The 18,309-nt window shown below is 69.0% G+C and carries 11 protein-coding genes; 9 read left to right on the top strand and 2 right to left on the bottom strand.

The genetic code is table 11. The annotated features are described in order from the left end of the window. Nucleotides 1-53 precede the first annotated feature (53 nt). From groL to SAOR_RS03910, 6 genes are all read left to right on the top strand, one after another. Complete coding sequence (gene groL, locus SAOR_RS03885) at nucleotides 54-1,706, top strand: chaperonin GroEL (protein WP_123590826.1); 1,653 nt, start codon at nucleotides 54-56, stop codon at nucleotides 1,704-1,706. A 274-nt stretch (nucleotides 1,707-1,980) separates the two neighbouring features. Then, nucleotides 1,981-4,746: a bifunctional [glutamate--ammonia ligase]-adenylyl-L-tyrosine phosphorylase/[glutamate--ammonia-ligase] adenylyltransferase gene (gene glnE / locus SAOR_RS03890; protein ID WP_123630307.1), complete on the top strand. Its 2,766-nt coding sequence runs from the start codon at nucleotides 1,981-1,983 to the stop codon at nucleotides 4,744-4,746. A 175-nt stretch (nucleotides 4,747-4,921) separates the two neighbouring features. Beyond that, nucleotides 4,922-6,013 (top strand): glycosyltransferase family 4 protein, encoded by a 1,092-nt coding sequence (locus SAOR_RS03895; RefSeq protein ID WP_123630308.1) that lies wholly within the window; start codon nucleotides 4,922-4,924, stop codon nucleotides 6,011-6,013. Next, on the top strand, nucleotides 6,010-6,966 hold the full coding sequence (gene rfaD, locus SAOR_RS03900) for an ADP-glyceromanno-heptose 6-epimerase (protein WP_123630309.1): 957 nt from the start codon (nucleotides 6,010-6,012) through the stop codon (nucleotides 6,964-6,966). The genes SAOR_RS03895 and rfaD overlap by 4 nt, the downstream gene beginning before the upstream one ends. A 404-nt stretch (nucleotides 6,967-7,370) precedes the next feature. Further along, nucleotides 7,371-8,294: a branched-chain amino acid transaminase gene (locus SAOR_RS03905; protein WP_123630310.1), complete on the top strand. Its 924-nt coding sequence runs from the start codon at nucleotides 7,371-7,373 to the stop codon at nucleotides 8,292-8,294. Nucleotides 8,295-8,316: 22 nt separating this feature from the next. Beyond that, nucleotides 8,317-9,045: a 3-deoxy-D-manno-octulosonic acid kinase gene (locus tag SAOR_RS03910; protein WP_185015534.1), complete on the top strand. Its 729-nt coding sequence runs from the start codon at nucleotides 8,317-8,319 to the stop codon at nucleotides 9,043-9,045. Here the strand turns inward: SAOR_RS03910 and SAOR_RS03915 are convergent. Further along, entirely contained in the window at nucleotides 9,018-9,968 is a 951-nt protein-coding gene (locus SAOR_RS03915) for an LpxL/LpxP family acyltransferase (RefSeq protein ID WP_123630312.1), read from the bottom strand. The genes SAOR_RS03910 and SAOR_RS03915 overlap by 28 nt on opposite strands. Nucleotides 9,969-10,097: 129 nt before the next feature. Between SAOR_RS03915 and hldE the strand changes: the two genes are divergently transcribed. The 3 genes from hldE (at nucleotide 10,098) to putP (ending at nucleotide 14,765) form a co-directional block, all read left to right on the top strand. Further along, complete coding sequence (hldE, locus tag SAOR_RS03920; RefSeq protein ID WP_123630313.1) at nucleotides 10,098-11,546, top strand: bifunctional D-glycero-beta-D-manno-heptose-7-phosphate kinase/D-glycero-beta-D-manno-heptose 1-phosphate adenylyltransferase HldE; 1,449 nt, start codon at nucleotides 10,098-10,100, stop codon at nucleotides 11,544-11,546. A 1-nt stretch (nucleotide 11,547) separates the two neighbouring features. After that, nucleotides 11,548-12,840, top strand: a complete 1,293-nt coding sequence (gene waaA / locus SAOR_RS03925; RefSeq protein WP_123630314.1) for a lipid IV(A) 3-deoxy-D-manno-octulosonic acid transferase — start codon at nucleotides 11,548-11,550, stop codon at nucleotides 12,838-12,840. 425 nt (nucleotides 12,841-13,265) lie between these two features. Further along, on the top strand, nucleotides 13,266-14,765 hold the full coding sequence (putP, locus tag SAOR_RS03930) for a sodium/proline symporter PutP (RefSeq protein ID WP_123630315.1): 1,500 nt from the start codon (nucleotides 13,266-13,268) through the stop codon (nucleotides 14,763-14,765). Between the two features lie 255 nt (nucleotides 14,766-15,020). On the opposite strand, the gene putA is transcribed toward putP, so the two are convergent. Continuing rightward, nucleotides 15,021-18,248, bottom strand: a complete 3,228-nt coding sequence (putA, locus tag SAOR_RS03935; protein WP_123630316.1) for a bifunctional proline dehydrogenase/L-glutamate gamma-semialdehyde dehydrogenase PutA — start codon at nucleotides 18,246-18,248, stop codon at nucleotides 15,021-15,023. Nucleotides 18,249-18,309 lie beyond the last annotated feature (61 nt).

Here is an 18,309-nt window from a genome sequence, read left to right on the forward strand (position 1 = left end):
AGCGGCTCACACGCATCGAACCGCATCCACACAGAATCTAGGGGAAGCTAGCAATGGCTGCAAAGGAAATTCATTTCGGTGAGGACGCACGTCAGCGTCTGGTCCGCGGCGTCAACACGCTCGCGAATGCCGTCAAGGTCACTCTCGGTCCGAAGGGCCGCAACGTCGTGCTCGACAAGAGCTTCGGCGCGCCGACCGTCACCAAGGATGGTGTCTCGGTCGCCAAGGAAATCGAGCTCGACGACAAGTTCGAGAACATGGGCGCGCAGATGGTCAAGGAAGTCGCGTCCAAGACTTCCGATCTGGCCGGCGACGGCACCACCACCGCCACGGTCCTGGCCCAGGCCATCGTGCGTGAAGGCGTGAAGGCCGTCTCCGCGGGCATGAACCCGATGGACCTCAAGCGCGGCATCGACAAGGCTGTCGACGCGGCCGTCGAGGAACTGGCCAAGCTGTCCAAGCCCTGCGACGATGAGAAGGCGATCGCGCAGGTCGGTTCGATCTCGGCCAACTCCGACGACGACATCGGCAAGATCATCGCCGACGCGATGAACAAGGTCGGCAAGGAAGGCGTGATCACGGTCGAGGAAGGCTCCGGCCTGTCCAACGAACTGGACGTGGTCGAAGGCATGCAGTTCGACCGCGGCTACCTCTCGCCCTACTTCGTCACCGACAACCAGACGATGCAGGCCGAGCTGGACAATCCGTACATCCTGCTCCACGACAAGAAGATCTCCAACATCCGCGACATGCTGCCGCTGCTGGAGAACGTGGCCAAGCAGAACCGGCCGCTGATGATCATCTCCGAGGACGTCGAGGGCGAAGCCCTGGCGACGCTGGTGGTCAACAACATGCGCGGCATCGTCAAGGTCGCGGCCGTGAAGGCGCCCGGCTTCGGTGACCGCCGCAAGGCGATGCTCGAGGACATGGCCGTCCTGACCGGCGGCACCGTGATCTCCGAGGATCTGGGCATGACCCTTGAAAACGCCACGCTCGAGCATCTCGGCGAGGCCAACAAGGTCCAGATCTCGAAGGAGAACACCACCGTCATCGATGGCAAGGGTGGCAATAACGACATCGAGGCCCGCATCAAGCAGATCCGTGCGCAGATCGAGGAATCCTCCTCGGACTACGACAAGGAGAAGCTGCAGGAACGCGTGGCCAAGCTCGCCGGCGGCGTGGCGCTGATCAAGGTTGGCGCGGCCACCGAAGTCGAGATGAAGGAGAAGAAGGCGCGCGTCGAGGATGCCCTGCACGCCACGCGTGCGGCCGTCGAGGAAGGCATCGTGCCCGGCGGCGGCGTGGCCCTGCTGCGCACCCTCAAGGCGATCGAGAAGACCAAGGGCGCCAACCAGGACCAGCAGGCCGGCATCAGCATCCTGCGTCGCGCCGTCGAGGAGCCGCTGCGTCAGATCGTGTTCAACAGCGGTGCCGAGCCGTCCGTGGTGATCAACGAGGTGCTGTCCAAGGACGGCAACTATGGCTACAACGCGGCGACCGGCGAGTACGGCGACATGGTCGAGATGGGCATTCTCGATCCGACCAAGGTCAGCCGCACGGCGCTGCAGAACGCAGCCTCCATCTCCGGTCTCATGCTGACGACCGAAGCCACCATCGCCGACGTCCCGGACGACGACGACAAGGGTGGTGCCGGTGCCGACATGGGCGGCATGGGTGGCATGGGCGGTATGGGCGGCATGATGTAAATCATCGCCGTTCCACGCCCATGGGATGACCATCCCGCGTGAAACGAGAGCCCCGCTTCGGCGGGGCTTTTTTGTGGGCGGCCGTCGGCCCCGTCCGTGGGCCGCGCACGTTCCATCGGCAGGGCGTCGGCGGGTAGACTACGGCGCATCGATCTCCACGATGTCGCCCGCGGATGCCGAACGCCACGCACCAGAGCCCGCCGAGACGGGAGGCCATTCGTCCCGGACGTCTCGTCACCGGGGTTCGCCCCCGAACTTCAGAGCGCATCTGACCATGGCCCAGCTGCCCACCGCGGTCGAGGCCGCGCGCGAACGCATCGCGGGCCTGAGCGATTTCTTGGACGCCTGGTGCGCAGCCAACCCCGAGCGTTTTGAGACGCTGGCCGCCGACGGGCGTCTGGACGATCCGGAGGCCGAGATCGTGGCGACGGCCCCGGCCGTGGATGAGCCGCCGGATTTCCAGGCCGCCCTGCGTCGCTATCGAGACGAGACGCTGGCGATCATCGCCTGGCGTGATCTGGCCGGCGTCGACGCGCTCGAGGCCACGCTGGCAGCGCTGTCGACGCTGGCCGATCGCTGCATCGAGGCGGCGCTCGAGCATGCCGAGGCCCGCGTGGCCGAGCGTCACGGCGTGCTGCGCGATGCCGACGGCCGGCCGCAGCGGCTGATCGTCATCGGTATGGGCAAGCTCGGTGGCGGCGAACTCAACTTCTCCTCGGACATCGATCTGATCTTCGGCTACCGTGCGCCCGGCGAGTCCGACGGCGAGCGCGCCCTGGACGCCGACGGCTATTTCAAGCGCGTGGCGCGTATGCTCGTGCAGTGTCTGTCGGAGACCACCGCGGAGGGCTTCGTCTATCGCGTCGACACGCGGCTGAGGCCGTTCGGCGATTCCGGGGCGCTGGTGGCCAGTCTCGCCGCGATGGAGAACTACTACCAGTCCCACGGCCGCGAGTGGGAGCGCTATGCCTGGGTCAAGGCCCGCCCGGTGGCCGGCGACATCGACGGCGGCGAGACACTGATCGACACGCTCCGGCCGTTCGTCTATCGCCGCTATCTGGATTACGGCACCTTCGAATCCATCCGAGACATGAAGGCGCTCATCGACCGGCAGGTCGAGCGCGCCGAACTGCAGGACAACATCAAGCTCGGCAGCGGCGGCATCCGCGAGATCGAGTTCATCGTCCAGGCGTTCCAGCTCATCCGCGGCGGTCAAGAGCCGGCGCTCCAGGACAGCCGGCTGCTGCCGACGCTGGAGCGGCTGGTCGCCGGCGATCATCTGCCCGAGCACACCGCGCAGGAGCTCCGGGCCGCTTATTACTTCCTGCGCCGTGCCGAGAACCGGCTGCAGATGGTCGACGACCGCCAGACCCACGACCTGCCCGAGACCGATCTCGAGCGCAGCCGGCTGGCCCGGGCCATGGGCTACGCCGACTGGGAGGCCTTCGATGCTGATCTGCGCTCGGTCCGCCGCGACGTGCACGACGCCTTCGAGCAGGTCTTCGTCTCGCCGCAGGCCGAGGCCGGCGAGGCCGAGTCCGACAGCGAGCGACTGGTCGCCCTGTGGGAAGGCGGGCTCGACGACGAAAGCGCACGGGCGCTGCTGGCCGACTACGGCATCCGCGACGTCGACGCGGTGCGCCACGCGCTTGCCGAAATGCAGGACCAGAGCCTCTACCGTGCGCTGGAGGATCGGGGCCGGCGCTGGATCGCTCGGCTGATCCCGCTGCTGTTCGCGGCCGCGGCGCGGGCGGCCGATCCGGATCTCGCGATCACGCGGACACTCTCGGTTCTGGATGCGATCGTCGGTCGCAGCACCTACATGGCGCTGCTGGTGGAACACCCGGCGGCGCTGTCGACGCTCATGCGCCTGTGCGCGGCCAGCGAATGGATCACCAGCCGGATTCGCGCCCAGCCGGCGCTTCTGGACAGTCTGCTCGACCCGCGGCAGCTCTATCGGCCGCCGCGTCGCGGTGAACTGGCGGCGGCGCTGGACGAGGATCTGGCGGCGATCGACGCCGACGACGTGGAACATCGCATGGACGCGCTGCGACGCTTCACGCAGTCGGCCAAGCTGCGGATCGCGGCCGCGGACGTCAGCAATTCGATGCCGCTGATGATCGTCTCGGACAACCTCACCGAGCTCGCCGAGGTGGTGCTCTCGGGCGCGCTCGACATGGCCCGCGAACAGATGTTCGCCCGCTACGGTCGGCCCAGCGACGCGGCCTTCACGGTGATCGCCTACGGCAAGCTTGGTGGCCTCGAGCTCGGCTACACCTCGGATCTCGATCTCGTGTTTCTCTACGACGGCGACATCGAGGGCATGACCGACGGTGAGCGCTCGCTGACCCACCAGGCGTTCTTCACGCGCATGGCCCAGCGCATCATCCATATCCTGAGCACCCAGACGACGGCCGGGCGCGCCTACGAGATCGACATGCGCCTGCGGCCGAGCGGCAAGGCGGGCATGATGGTGAGCCACGTCGACGCCTTCGCGCGCTACCAGCGCGATCAGGCCTGGACATGGGAGCACCAGGCGCTGGTGCGAGCCCGGTTCGTGGCCGGCAATCCCGAACTCGGTGCCCGCTTCGCCGACATCCGCCGCGAGGTGCTCGCCCGCGAGCGCGACGTGGCCGCGCTGACCGAAGAAGTACGCCACATGCGCGATCGCATGCGCCGGGCCAAGGACGAGACCCGCGGCGAGCATCTCGACGTCAAGCAGATGCCGGGCGGGCTAATCGACATCGAATTCATGGCCCAGTTCGCGGCCCTGCGGCACGGACCCGACTGCCCCGAACTGCTCCTGTTCACCGATGCGATCCGCATTCTGGAAACGCTCGAATCCGCCGGGCTGGCGGCCTACGAGGACATCCGTACGCTCACCCGGGCCTATCGGTATTATCGCAAGCGTATTCACGCGGATTCGCTGCAGCAGCAGCGGGCCATGATGCCGGCCGCGGAATACGTGGAGCAGCGCCGTGCGGTCGCCGCGCTCTGGGACGATTGGATCGGGCCCGCCGGCGCAGACGCGGCCTCGTGAGGCCCGGCGCGGGTCACGCGGTCGGTGTCGCCCTAGAGGCCGGCAGCGGCTTCGGGCGCCGAGCGTCTGCGGCCTCAAAGGCCACGTCACGGCGGGGCGGCCGCGCTCGCGTGACGCGACGGCCATCGTCTGCCCCGATCGAGCGCCGGCCGGGTGTCGCGGTCGCGTCTCGGGCATGACGCTGACCCACATCAATCTCGCGCGCGGATTCCGCGGCGGCGAGCGTCAGACGGAACTGCTCGTCCGGGCGCTGGCCGAACGCGGCATCGCCCAGCGCATCGTGCTGCGCGAGGGTCAACCGCTGGTGAGCCGCCTCGCGGATGTCCCCGGTCTCGAGCGCCGCCCCATCCGCAAGCCGTTCATACGCCACGCGCGGGCACTGCGCGGCGGGCTCCTGCATGCGCACGACGGCAAGGGGGCGCATCTGGCCCACGCGGCGCACGTGTTGGGTGGCTGCGAATATCTGATCACGCGGCGGGTGGACAACCGCCCGAGCGGCAGCTGGCTGACGCGGCGGATGTATCGCCGGGCGCGCGCCGTGGTCGTGCTCTCGCACGCCATCGGGCGGGTCATGCAAGATCATCTGCCGGGGCTGGCAACGGTGCGTATCCCGAGCGCGGCCGGCGAACTGCAGGTCGACGCGGCCGAGGCCGCGGCGCTGCGGGCCGGATTCGGCGGCGACTGCATCGTGGGCCATGTCGGCGCGCTCGACGACAGCCAGAAAGGCCAGCACGATCTGATCGCCGCGGCCCGCTCGCTGGCCGCCCGTGAGCCCGGCTGGCGTTTCGTGCTCGTGGGCGGCGGCCGCGACGAGGCCGCGCTGCGCGAGGCCGCCGCCGGCTGCGAGGCGATCCGCTTCGCCGGCCAGGTCGACAACGTGGGCGATTACCTCGCGGCCTTCGACCTGTTCGCCTTTCCCTCGGTGCACGAAGGGCTCGGTTCGACACTGCTGGATGCCATGCGCGCGTCGCTGCCGATCGTGGCCAGCGCGGTCGACGGCATCCCGGAACTGGTCGCCCACGAACGCACGGGACTGCTCGTGCCGCCGCGCGACCCGAGCGCGCTCGCGGCCGCCCTGAGCCGGCTGCGGGCCGATCCGTCGCTGGCGGCGCGGCTGGCCGCGGCGGGTCGGGAACAGGTCCTCGCGTATACTCCGCGCGCGATGGCCGATCGCTACGTGGCGCTCTACCGCGAGCTCGGTCTCGATCTCGATGGGACGAACGAGGCCCGGTCCGGTGCGCCGGCGGGTCCGGGAGATACACAATGATCATCGTCACGGGTGCCGCCGGTTTCATCGGCAGCAATCTGGTCGCCGGGCTCAACGCACGCGGCCGCTCGGACATACTGCTGGTCGACGATCTGGCCGACGGCCGCAAGTGCCTGAATCTGGCCGATCTCGATTTCGCCGACTATCTCGAGTACGACGATCTGCTGGCGCGCGTCGAACGCGGCGATGCGCTGGGGGACATCGACGCTGTGTTCCATCAGGGCGCCTGCTCGGCCACCACGGAGTGGGACGGGCGCTACATGATGGCGCGCAACTACCGCTACTCGAAGAGCCTGCACGACTGGTGCGCGGCCCGCGGCGTGCCGTTCCTCTACGCCTCGTCGGCGTCGGTCTACGGCATGGGGCCGCACTTCGTCGAGCAGCGTTCGGCCGAGCGGCCGCTCAATATGTACGCCTTCTCCAAGTTCGCCTTCGACCAGTACGTGCGCGCCAACGCTGGCCGCGTCGAGTCGCAGGTCGCGGGGCTGCGTTATTTCAACGTCTACGGCCCGCGCGAACAGCACAAGGACGGCATGGCGAGCGTGGCGCGACATTTTTCGCGCCAGATCGCGGCCGAGGGCGAATGCCGGCTGTTCGAGGGCGCCGAGGGCTACGGCGACGGCGAGCAGCGCCGCGACTTCATCCACGTCGACGACTGTGTGGCGGTGAATCTCTGGCTGCTGGACAATCCCGGCGTGTCCGGCATCTTCAACTGCGGCACCGGCCGCAGCCAGACCTTCAACGAGGTCGCCGATGCGGTCATTGCCTGGCACGGCCGCGGCGCGCGTCGCTACATCCCGTTTCCGGAATCGCTGGTCGGGCGCTACCAGAGCTATACCGAGGCCGACATGAGCGCACTGCGGGCCGCCGGCTATCCGGGCACGTTCCGGCCGGTGGAGCGGGGCGTGCCCGACTATCTCGACTGGCTCGAACGACACGCGCTGACGGTTTAGGGCCGGTCACCGCGTCCCGCGAGACCGCGCCGGCGACTGCCCGTAACCCGGCGGGTTCCCGCGAGCCGCAGTGCTGGGCGTGCGGTGGTGCCGGCCGAAAGGCGTGGGCGGCGACGCGCGATCGCGGGGCGGTTCGATCGATCCGGATAGGCCATTGGACGGGTCGTGCCGCAGTCGACCGATCCGGCGCGCCAACGGTTTCGACCGCGGTAGCCGCCCATCCGTCCCCGGCTGTCCATGGTTGCGAGCGGCGGCGCGATCGGTGAGGGCGCGTTGGCAGGTCGTGATTCCCGGTGTGGCCGCGGACGCTGCAGCCTGCTGATGAGCCGCTGGCCGGCGGGCGGCGCGCTGTGGTCAAATAGCGGGCCTTTCCGCCGTCAGGCGACAACGACAGGAGACTGCCCATGACCACGATGGCCGATCGCGACGGCAAGATCTGGCTCGACGGCCAGCTCGTGGACTGGCGCGAGGCCAAGGTCCACGTGCTCACGCACACGCTGCATTACGGCATGGGCGCCTTCGAGGGCGTACGCGCCTACAATACGAGCCGGGGCACGGCGATCTTCCGCCTGGCCGAGCACACGCGGCGGCTCTGTCGTTCGGCCAAGATCCTGGGCATGCCCATGCCGTATTCCGAGGACGAGCTCAACGCCGCGCAGGTCGAGGTCCTGCGCGAGAACGGGCTGGAGTCGGCCTATATCCGGCCGATGATCTTCTACGGTTCCGAAGGCATGGGGCTGCACGCCGAATCGCTGTCCAGCCACGTCATGATCGCGGCCTGGACCTGGGGCAGCTATCTCGGCGAGGACAACATGGTCAACGGCATCCGCGTGAAGACGTCGTCGTTCACCCGCCACCACGTCAACTCGGCCATGACCAAGGCCAAGGCCAACGGCCCGTACTTCAACTCGATGCTGGCGGTGACCGAGGCCAAAAAGGCCGGCTACGACGAAGCGATGCTGCTCGACTGCGACGGCTTCGTCTCCGAGGGCAGCGGCGAGAACCTGTTCATCGTGCGCGACGGCGTGCTGATCACGCCGGATCTGACCAGCGCCCTGGACGGCATCACCCGCCGCACGATCCTGACCTATGCGCGGGAGATGGGCATCGAGTGCGTCGAGCGCCGCATCACCCGCGACGAAGTCTACATCGCCGACGAGGCGTTTCTGACCGGTACCGCCGCCGAGGTCACGCCCATGCGCGAACTCGACGACCGCACCATCGGCGAGGGCCGGCGCGGTCCGGTGACCGAAGCGCTGCAGGCGCGCTATTTCGATCAGGTCAGCGGCAAGCGCGACGATCACGCCGACTGGCTCACCTACGTCTGAGGCCCGCCGCGGTGTCCCGACCGTGACGCTGGCCACGGCGGTCGTTGACGGCCAGCACCTGGCCTGGGACCCGGCGCGGGTGGTCGACGCCGACGCGCGCCTGTTCGATCCCGCCTGGTGGTGCTCGCGTGGGGCGGTGCGCGGCGAGGCGGCGGGGCGCGGCGCGGCCTATTTTGTCGACGGGCTGGACGGCGCGCCCTGGGTGCTGCGCCACAATCGCCGCGGTGGGGCGCTGGCGCGCCTCAACCACGATCGCTTCCTGTGGACGGGCGCCGCGCGTCTGCGCCCGATCGCCGAACTGCGACTGCTCGCGGCCATGCGGGCCGACGATCTGCCCGTGCCGGCGCCGGTGGCCGCCCGGGCCGTCCGGCGCGGCGGCTTCTATCGCGGCGACGTGATCACCGCGGCGCTGGTCGAGAGCCGGCCGCTGGCCGATCGGCTGGCTATGGCGCCGCTGCCGGCGACCGAATGGCAGCGTCTGGGCGGGGTGCTGGCGCGCTTTCATCGCGCCGGCATCGATCACGCCGATCTGAACGCGCGCAACATCCTGATCGACGCCGCGGACGCGTTTCACTTGATCGATTTCGACAAGGCGCGCCGGCGCGCGCCCGGCCGCTGGCGGCAAGCCAATCTGGCGCGGCTCAAGCGATCGCTGGACAAGTGCGCCGACGGCCTTGCCGAATTCCATTTCGCCGAAGGCGACTGGTCGGCGCTGCGGGGCGGCTATGCGTCGGTGTTCGCCGCCCGGTAGGGGTCGTGCCCCTTGCGCTTGAAGCGCTGGTGCAGCCAGAAGTACTGTGCCGGCGCCTCGCGGATCACCGTCTCGATGATGCGATTGATGCGCAGCGCGTCCTCGGCCTCGTCGGCGCCGGGAAAGTCGTCCAGCGGGGCCTGGATGATCAGGCGGTAGCCGCGGCCGTCGGCACGCCGCAGGGTGAAGAACGGCACCACCGTGGCTCGCGTCATCTTGGCGAGCCGGCTGATGGCGACGTGGGTCTGGGCCGGCTGGCCGAAGAAGTCGACCAGCATGCCGTGGCGGCGGCCGGCCTTCTGGTCGGCGGCGTACCAGACCGCATCCTTGTGCTTGAGCGCCTTGAGCAGGCCCATCATGTCGTCGTCGGGGATGCTGGCCCCGCCGATGTGGGCCTCCCGGCGCGTGCGCATGACGTGATCGATGACCGGGTCGTGCGGCGGCTTGTACATCGCCGTCGTGCGATAGCCGAGCGCGCGCAGGTGCGGCTTGGCCATGCGCACGCCGAGCTCCAGCGATGTGAAATGCGCCGACAGCAGGATGATGCCGCGGCCGCGCATCGCCGCGGTTTCCAGATGTTCGAGCCCCTCGACCTCGGCGAGCGCGTCGATCTTGGCCTGGTCGCCCCACCAGCAGAGCCCGGTCTCGATCGCGCCCATGCCGACGGAGGCGAAATGTTCGCGCAGCAGGCGGGCGCGTTCGGCTTCGCCGAGCTCCGGGAAGCACAGCCGCAGGTTGATGGCGGCGACCTGCCGGCGCGCGCCGATGACGTGGTAGCCGAGCCGACCCAGCGCCCGGCCGATCGCCATCTGCAGGCGATAGGGCAGCTGGGTGACGAGCCAGCCGATGCCGATCACCAGCCAGCTCGGCCAGTGGCGGGGGCGCTTCAGGGCGTCGCCGTGGGTGTTGGCCGGGTCAGCCACGGTCGGCCTGCCGGCACGGCCGGGATGCGGTCATAGGCGAAAACGACAGGAAAAACACGGCCGGCTGCGCTACACAGCATCCGGCAGGCTTTGTATGATGCGCGAATTGTCCGGCCGGCGAAAGCGCGCATGCTGACCATCCCCCCGTTCGATCAGGCCCGCGTGCTCGTGGTGGGCGACGTGATGCTGGATCGCTACTGGTACGGGGACACCGGCCGTATTTCGCCGGAAGCGCCGGTGCCAGTGGTGCGCATCGGCGACGAGGAGCGTCGTCTGGGCGGCGCGGCCAACGTGGCGCTCAACCTGGCGCGCGTTGGCGCGGTCACGCGGCTCATCGGCGTGATTGGCGACGACGAACCGGGAGCCGCGGTGCGCGGTCTGCTCGCGGGCGCCGGCGTCGAGCCGCTGCTGCTCGAAAGTGGCTCGCATCCCACGGTCTCCAAGCTGCGCGTGATGAGCCGAAGTCAGCAGCTGATCCGGCTGGACTTCGAGAAATCCTTCGCGCTCGACGGCGCCTTCGAGCGCGACGCGCTCATGCAGCGCTACGAGCAGGCCCTGGCGGGCACCGATGTGGTCGTGTGCTCGGACTATGGCAAGGGCACGCTCGCCGATGTGCAGGCGCTGATCGCCGCGGCCCGGCGCCGGGGCATCCCCGTGCTGGTCGATCCCAAGGGACGGGATTGGCAGCGCTATGCCGGCGCGAGCCTGATCACGCCGAATCTGACCGAATTCGAGGCGGTCGCGGGCGCGGCCGGCGACGACGACGACGCCCTGGTCGAACGCGCCGAGCGCCTGCGCGTCGATCTCGCCGTCGACGGGCTGCTGGTCACGCGCAGCGAAAAGGGCATGAGCCTGTTCTCGGCCGCGGGGCATCTGCATCTGCCCGCCCAGGCCCGGGAAGTGTTCGACGTCACCGGTGCCGGCGATACCGTCATCGCGCTTCTGGCCGCCGGCATCGGCGCCGGCCTCGAGGTGGGCGACGCCGCAGCCATCGCGAACCTGGGCGCCGGCATCGTCGTGGCCAAGCTGGGCACCGCCACCGCGTCGATCGCCGAGCTCGAGCGCGCCGCCCACGCCATGCAGGGCGGTGCCGTCGGTCTCGTGGACGAGGACAGCCTGGTCGCGCTGCTCGCGGACGCCCGCGCCCACGGCCAGCGCGTGGTCATGACCAACGGCTGCTTCGATCTGCTGCATCCCGGCCATATCGCCTATCTCGAGGCGGCGCGGGCGCTCGGCGACTGTCTGGTGGTGGCGGTCAACGACGACGCCTCGGTGCGCCGTCTGAAGGGGCCGGCCCGGCCGCTCAACGATCTCGGCCACCGCATGCAGGTGCTGCGGGGGCTGGCGGCGGTGGACTGGGTCGTGCCGTTCTCCGAGGACACGCCCGAGCGCCTCATCTGTCGTCTCGAGCCGGACGTTCTGGTCAAGGGCGGGGACTACAGGCCCGACGAGGTCGCCGGCGGCGAGTGCGTGCGGGCGGCCGGCGGCGAGGTCCGAATACTGGATTTCGTCGAGGGCTACTCCACCACCGCCATCATCGAGCGCATGAACGCGAGCGGCCCGGCCGAGGCGGACTGACGTGCTCGCCCGCGCGGTCTATCGGCTGGCGACGGCGATCGCGCTGCCGCTGGCATTCGTCTATTTCCACTGGCGCGGTCGGCGGGAGCCGGGTTATCGCGCGCACTGGGGCGAGCGGCTCGGCCGGGGCGCGCCGCTCGCCGGCGGGCCGATCTGGGTGCACGCCGCCTCCGTGGGCGAGGTCGTGCTCATCGCGCCGCTGGTCGACGCCCTGCGCGCGCAGTGGCCGGATCGGGCGGTGTTGCTCACGACCGTGACCCCCACCGGCCGCGAACGCGCGCGGGGGCGCTTCGGCGATACGGTGCGCGTGCGCTACCTGCCGCTGGATACGGTCGGGGCGACCCGGCGTTTCATGCGTATCGTACGCCCCGCGTTCGGCGTCGTCGCCGAAACCGAACTCTGGCCGCATCTGATCGCCGCCGCCGAGCGCGCCGATGTGCCGATGATGATCGTCAACGCGAGCGTGTCGACGCGCTCCGCGACGCGCTATCGGTCGCCGCCGATCGCCGGACTCGTCGGCGCCACGCTGCGTCGGCTGGCCGGCATCGGCGCGATCAGCGAAACCCACGCCGAGCGTTTTCGTGCGCTTGGCGCCCGCAGCGAGACGGTGACCGTCACCGGCAACCTCAAGTTCGATGTGCCGGATCTGTCGGCGCGTCTGGCCGAGGGGCCGGCGCTTCGCCGCCGCTGGCAGGCCGAAGGGCGCCCGATTCTGGTCGCCGCGAGTACCCACGAGGGCGAGGAGGCGATCGTGCTCGAGGCGTTCGAGCGCCTGCGCCGGCAGCACCCGCAGGCGTTGCTGGTACTCGCGCCGCGCCACCCCCAGCGCTTCGACGGGGTCGCCGAACTGCTGGCGGCGCGCTCGTGGCGCTATGTGCGTCGCAGCGGCGGTGCGGCGGTGGCCGCGGACACGGACGTCGTGCTCGCGGACACGCTCGGCGAGGTGCCGGATTTCTACGCCGCGGCCGACGCCGCCTTCGTCGGCGGCAGTCTGGTGGCCGGCATCGGCGGCCATAACGTGCTCGAGCCGGCCGCGCTCGGCCGTCCGATCTGTGTGGGGCCGCATATCGAGGACTGGCGCGATATCGTCGACGCGCTGGCCGAGACCGGCGCGCTGCAGGTCGTGTCCGGCCCCGAGGCGCTGGCCGCGGTGCTCGCCGACTGGTTCGATGCGTCCGATGCGGGCCGCGACGCCGGTGCCGCCGGCGCGCGGCTCGTCGCCGCGCAGGGCGGCGCGCTGGCCGATACGGCCGCCTTCATTCGCCAGCGCGTGGGCCAGGACGACGGTATCTGACCGCGCCGGCCACCGCCGCCGGTATCCGAACGATGCAACCGCGACGCGCCTCGCCGAACCGAGCCGTGACGCGTCGACTGTCAGGCGATGTCGCAAGGTGCGACCGCTCGGCCGGGCGGGGCGGCACGTCTCGATGCGCGCGCACGGGATCGGCGCATGTGCCATGAATCCATCGTCGATGACGCCCGTTCGGCCCGGGTCGCGTCGGTTCCGGCCCGCCTCGAATGTGCCGGATCGATCGATTCCGAGCCTGGATGGAAGCCCGTGGCAATGCGAATGCACGCCCTCGCGGTCCGCTTCGTGGTCGACGCCGAAGCCCCGGCTCGGGTCGGGGCGGCGGTGCGCGGCGGTCGTCGGCACCTTCACACCCGTGACCAACTGTGTAACTGTTCAAAAGACATTATTCAGTCGCTCAAGGGGGAATCATGGCAATCGGCATCTGGATCAGTCTGATCTGCTATTTCGCGCTGATGCTCGGCATCGGCTTCTATGCCTGGCGCAAGTCCACGTCCTCGTCGGAGGAATACATACTCGGGGGGCGCAATCTGAGCCCGTCCGTGGCGGCGCTGTCCGCGGGCGCCTCGGACATGAGCGGCTGGCTGCTGCTGGGTCTGCCCGGCGCCCTCTACGCGTCGGGCTTGGTCGAGGCCTGGATCGGCATCGGATTGTTCGTCGGCGCGTTCGCCAACTGGATCATCGTGGCGCCGCGCCTGCGGGAACAGACCCAGCGCTACGACAACAGCCTGACGATCCCGCAGTTTCTCTCCAACCGCTTTCCTAGCCGCGCGATGGCGCTGCGGACGGTGTCGGCGGTCATCATCGTCGTCTTCTTCGCGGTCTACACCGCCTCGGGGCTGGTCGCGGGGGGCAAGCTGTTCACGAGCGCCTTCGGGGGCGTCATCGATACCGACATCATGAGCGACTACGCCGTCGGTATCTGGCTGACGCTGGGCATCGTGCTCACCTACACGGTCGTCGGCGGCTTCCTGGCGGTGAGCCTGACCGACTTCTGTCAGGGCTGCATCATGATGGTGGCGCTGGTCCTGATGCCCGTGGTGGTTCTTTTCGGCAGCGGGGGCGGCGGTTTCGACCAAGCCTCCCAGACGCTGGCCGGCGTCGATCCGAATTTCCTCTCCTGGACGGAAGGATTGTCGATCATCGGCTTTCTTTCCGCGGTGACCTGGGGGCTGGGTTATTTCGGTCAGCCGCACATCATCGTCCGCTTCATGGCGATCCGCTCCATCTCGGAGGTGCCCAAGGCACGCAATATCGGCATGACGTGGATGGCGGTATCGCTGATCGGCGCGGTCGCCCTCGGCGTGTTCGGCCGGGCCTATGTCGAGCGCAACGGTGTGCAGGTCGAGGACGCCGAGACCATTTTCATCGTGCTCGCGGACCTGTTGTTCCATCCGTTGATCACGGGCTTTCTCTACGCCGCGCTGCTCGCGGCCGTGATGAGCACGATCTCCAGCCAGCTGCTGGTGGCCTCATCCTCGTTGACGGAGGATTTCTATCGGCTGTTTCTGCGCCGGAACGCCAGTGAGGGTGAAACGGTGCTCATCGGTCGCCTGAGCGTGCTGCTCGTCGGCCTGGCGGCCGTGTTCATTGCCAGCAATCCCGATTCCCAGGTCCTCGGGTTGGTCAGCAACGCCTGGGCCGGCTTCGGCGCGGCCTTCGGACCGCTCATCATCCTGTCGCTGACCTGGCCGCGCATGTCGGGTAGCGGCGCGGTCGCGGGGCTGGTTGCCGGCGCGCTGACCGTGATCGTCTGGATACAGCTCGGCTGGAACAGTTCGTTCTTCGGCTGGGACGGCATCTACGAGATCATTCCGGGCTTCATCGTCGCCTGGATCGCGATCTATGCCGTCAGCCTGGCGACCGAGTCGAGCGGCGAATTCCGCCCGCTCGAGGCGGACCGAGCCTAGCGCGACACGCCTATAGGACTATCCGTCACGGCGCGAAAGGCCGTGGCGGATGGTACCTCGCGCACGACCCGCCGCTGCCCAACCAGCGAAGCGCGTACGCGCGGTGCCTTCGGGCTACGGGGATGGGGTCCGCCCGACTCACGCCGGGCATCGTGCTGGACCGGGGTGGCGTTACATCCACTCAGGCGCACGAAGTCACGGCCCCGAATCACTCATCCGAGGCCGTGATGCGTGCCGGTTAAATGCCGGGCACGCTCAACGGGCGTAACGCTGGGGCTCGGGCGTGATCAGCGTGTTGTCGGCCGGCTCGTCCTCCTCCAGCGACATCAGCGACGCGTTGCCGCCGGCGGCCGTCGTATCCCGGCTGACGGCGCGTTCCGTGGCGAAGCGGTGCAGATAATGCGGGCCGCCGGCCTTGGGGCCGGTCCCGGACAGGCCTTCGCCGCCGAACGGATGCACGCCGACCACGGCGCCGATCATGTTGCGGTTGACATAGGCGTTGCCGACCTTGATGCGCCGCAACACTCGCTCGACCGTGGTGTCGATGCGGCTGTGGATGCCGAAGGTCAGGCCGTAGCCGAGGCCGTTGATGGCGTCGACGACCTCGTCGATCTCGTCGGCCTCGAAGCGTACGACGTGCACGATGGGGCCGAACTGCTCGTCGCCGAGTTCGTCCACGTTCTTCAGCCCGAAGGCGCGCGGGGCGACGAAGGTGCCGCGGCGCGTGTCCTCGCCGAGCCGGCAGGTGTAGATCGATTCGTAGGTCTTGCCGGCCTTGTCGGCATAGTCGATCAGCGCGTCGCGCGCCTCGGCGTCGATCACCGGGGTGACGTCGGTCGACAGCCGCCACGGATCGCCGACCGATAGTTCGGCCATGGCGCCCGAGAGCATCGTGAGCAGCGTGTCGGCGATGTCGTTCTGCACATACAGCACCCGCAGCGCCGAACAGCGCTGGCCCGCGCTCTGAAAGCCAGACTTGATGACGTCCGCGACCACCTGCTCGATCAGTGCCGATGAATCCACGATCATGGCGTTCTGGCCGCCGGTCTCGGCGATCAGCGGGATCAGCGGGCCGTCGCGCTCGGCCAGTGACTTGTTGATGGCCTTGGCCGTGGCCAGCGAGCCGGTGAAGGCCACCCCGGCCACGCGGAGATCGGTGACCAGCTTGGCGCCGACGCTCGGGCCGTCGCCGGGCAGCAGATGCAGGACGTCGCCCGGGATGCCGGCTTCGTGCATGAGCGCGACCGCGCGGGCGCCGATCAGGCAGGTCTGCTCCGCCGGCTTGGCGATCACGGCGTTGCCGGCGGCCAGGGCGGCCGCGACCTGGCCGGTGAAGATCGCCAGCGGAAAGTTCCAGGGGCTGATGCAGACGAACACGCCGCGGCCGTCCAGGCGGTAGGTGTTGCGTTCGCCGGTCGGCCCCGGCAGCGGCATTTCGCCGGAGAACTCGTCCTCGACCTGACAGGCGTAGTAGCGGCAGAAATCGACCGCCTCGCGCACTTCCGCCACGCCGTCCGGAATATGCTTGCCGGCCTCGCGCGCGCACAGCGCGATCAACTCGGGCATATGGGTTTCCAGCAGGTCGGCGTAGCGACGCAGACAGGCCGCGCGCTCGGTTCCCGGGGTCGCATCCCAGCGGTCGGCGGCGGCCGCGGCCGAAGCGAGCGCGGCCTCGATGTCGTCGGCCCCGGCCCAGACCACGTCGCCCACGACGTGTTCGGTGTCGGCCGGCGAGTGGACCGGCTGGGCGCGATCGTCGGATCCGGTCTTGCCGCCGTCGGACGGGCCGCGTAGACGGCCGCCGATAACCGGGCCAGCATGCCAGACGCGGGCATCGGCTTCGCGCATGCCCCGGGCCAGTGCGTCCAGCGCACGGACGTCGGTGAGGTCGATGCCGCGCGCATTCGGCCGGCGCTCGCCGTAGAGATCGCGGGGCAGGGGAATGCGCGGGTGGCGGGCCTCGGTCTGCTGGCGGGCGGCGGTCACCGGATCGGCGACGATGTCCTCGACCGGTTCGTTCTCGTCGACCACGCGGTTGACGAAGGAGCTGTTGGCGCCGTTTTCCAGCAGCCGTCGGACGAGATAGGCCAGCAGATCCTCGTGCGCGCCCACCGGGGCGTAGATGCGACAGGGCGCACGTCGGTCGCCCTTCTCCACGATCTGCTCGTAGAGGGCTTCGCCCATGCCGTGCAGGCGCTGGAATTCGTAGTCGGTACGCTCGCCCACGGCATGACGGATGTAGGCCAGGGTATGGGCGTTGTGGGTCGCGAACTGGCCGTAGAAAACATCGTCGTGCGCCAGGATGCGGTTCGCGCAGGCCAGGAACGACACGTCGGTGTTGGTCTTGCGGGTGAACACCGGATAGTCGTCGAGCCCGGCCTCCTGCGCGGTCTTGATCTCGGTGTCCCAGTAGGCGCCCTTGACCAGCCGGATCATGATGCGGCGCTGGTGACGGCGGCCAAGGTCCGCGAGCCAGTCGATGACGTCGAGGGCGCGCTTCTGGTAGGCCTGCAGCGCCAGCCCGAGGCCCTGCCAGTCGGCCAGATCGTCCTCCTGCGACACGCAGGCGAACAGTTCCAGCGACAGGTCGAGGCGGGCGGCCTCCTCGGCGTCGATGGTCAGATTGATGTTCTTATCGGCGGCCAGGCGCGCGAGTTTGAGCAGCCGCGGCAGCAGCTCCCGGTGCACGCGCTCGCGATGGGCGAGTTCGTAACGGGCGAGCAGCGCCGAGAGCTTGACCGACACGCCCGGCGATTTCTCCGGGCCGAGCTCGCGGCTGGCGCCGCCGCAAGCCTCGATGGCGCGATGATAGTCGTCGTAGTAGCGCTGCGCGTCGGCGTCGGTGCGCGCGGCCTCGCCGAGCATGTCGTAGGAGTAGGTATAGCCGCGCCTTTCGAGGGAACGGGCGTTGGAGATCGCTTCGTCGATCGTGCGGCCCATCACGAACTGCTTGCCCATGATGCGCATCGCCCGGCTGACGGCCTGGCGGATGAAGGGCTCGCCGCTGCGCTTGACCAGGCGCTGCAGCACACTGCGGAAATTGCGCTGCGGTGAATCCTCGTAGCGCAGGATGCGCCCGGTGAGCATCAGCCCCCAGGTGGAGGCGTTGACGAACCACGAGCGCGATTCGCCCAGATGCGACTCCCAGTTGGAGCCGCCGATCTTGTCGTCGATGAGCTTGTCGACCGTGGCGTCATCGGGGATGCGCAGCAGCGCCTCCGCGAGGCACATCAGGACCACACCCTCCTGGCTCGACAACTCGTATTCGTGCATGAAGGCGTCGATGCCGCTGCCGTGCTCGTCGGCCTCCCGGACGGCGCGCACGAGCGCGGCGGCATCGGCCTCGATGCGCTGCGTGGTCTGCCGGTCGCGTTCGGCGATGTCGAGCAGGCGCGTGAGTTGATCGGCCTCGTTGCAGCGGTAGGTCTCGAGTACGCCGCGATAGGCGTCTTCGTCGACCTGACTCGGTCGGGAGTAGTCCATGGGTGGGCCGTGTTGAAGGGTTGGCATTTACGCTAGCGCGGCGTATGTCGGCCTGTCGACC

The sequence above is a fragment of the Salinisphaera orenii subsp. orenii MK-B5 genome (assembly GCF_003788635.1).
GTDB classification, from domain to species: domain Bacteria; phylum Pseudomonadota; class Gammaproteobacteria; order Nevskiales; family Salinisphaeraceae; genus Salinisphaera; species Salinisphaera orenii.

Excerpts from the sequence above, each read along its gene's own strand:
- groL (WP_123590826.1), top strand. The coding sequence starts at position 54 with ATGGCTGCAAAGGAAATTCATTTCGGTGAGGACGCACGTCAGCGTCTG.
- putA (WP_123630316.1), bottom strand. The coding sequence starts at position 18,248 with ATGGACTACTCCCGACCGAGTCAGGTCGACGAAGACGCCTATCGCGGC.
- putP (WP_123630315.1), top strand. The coding sequence starts at position 13,266 with ATGGCAATCGGCATCTGGATCAGTCTGATCTGCTATTTCGCGCTGATG.
- hldE (WP_123630313.1), top strand. The coding sequence starts at position 10,098 with ATGCTGACCATCCCCCCGTTCGATCAGGCCCGCGTGCTCGTGGTGGGC.
- glnE (WP_123630307.1), top strand. The coding sequence starts at position 1,981 with ATGGCCCAGCTGCCCACCGCGGTCGAGGCCGCGCGCGAACGCATCGCG.
- SAOR_RS03905 (WP_123630310.1), top strand. The coding sequence starts at position 7,371 with ATGACCACGATGGCCGATCGCGACGGCAAGATCTGGCTCGACGGCCAG.
- SAOR_RS03895 (WP_123630308.1), top strand. The coding sequence starts at position 4,922 with ATGACGCTGACCCACATCAATCTCGCGCGCGGATTCCGCGGCGGCGAG.
- rfaD (WP_123630309.1), top strand. The coding sequence starts at position 6,010 with ATGATCATCGTCACGGGTGCCGCCGGTTTCATCGGCAGCAATCTGGTC.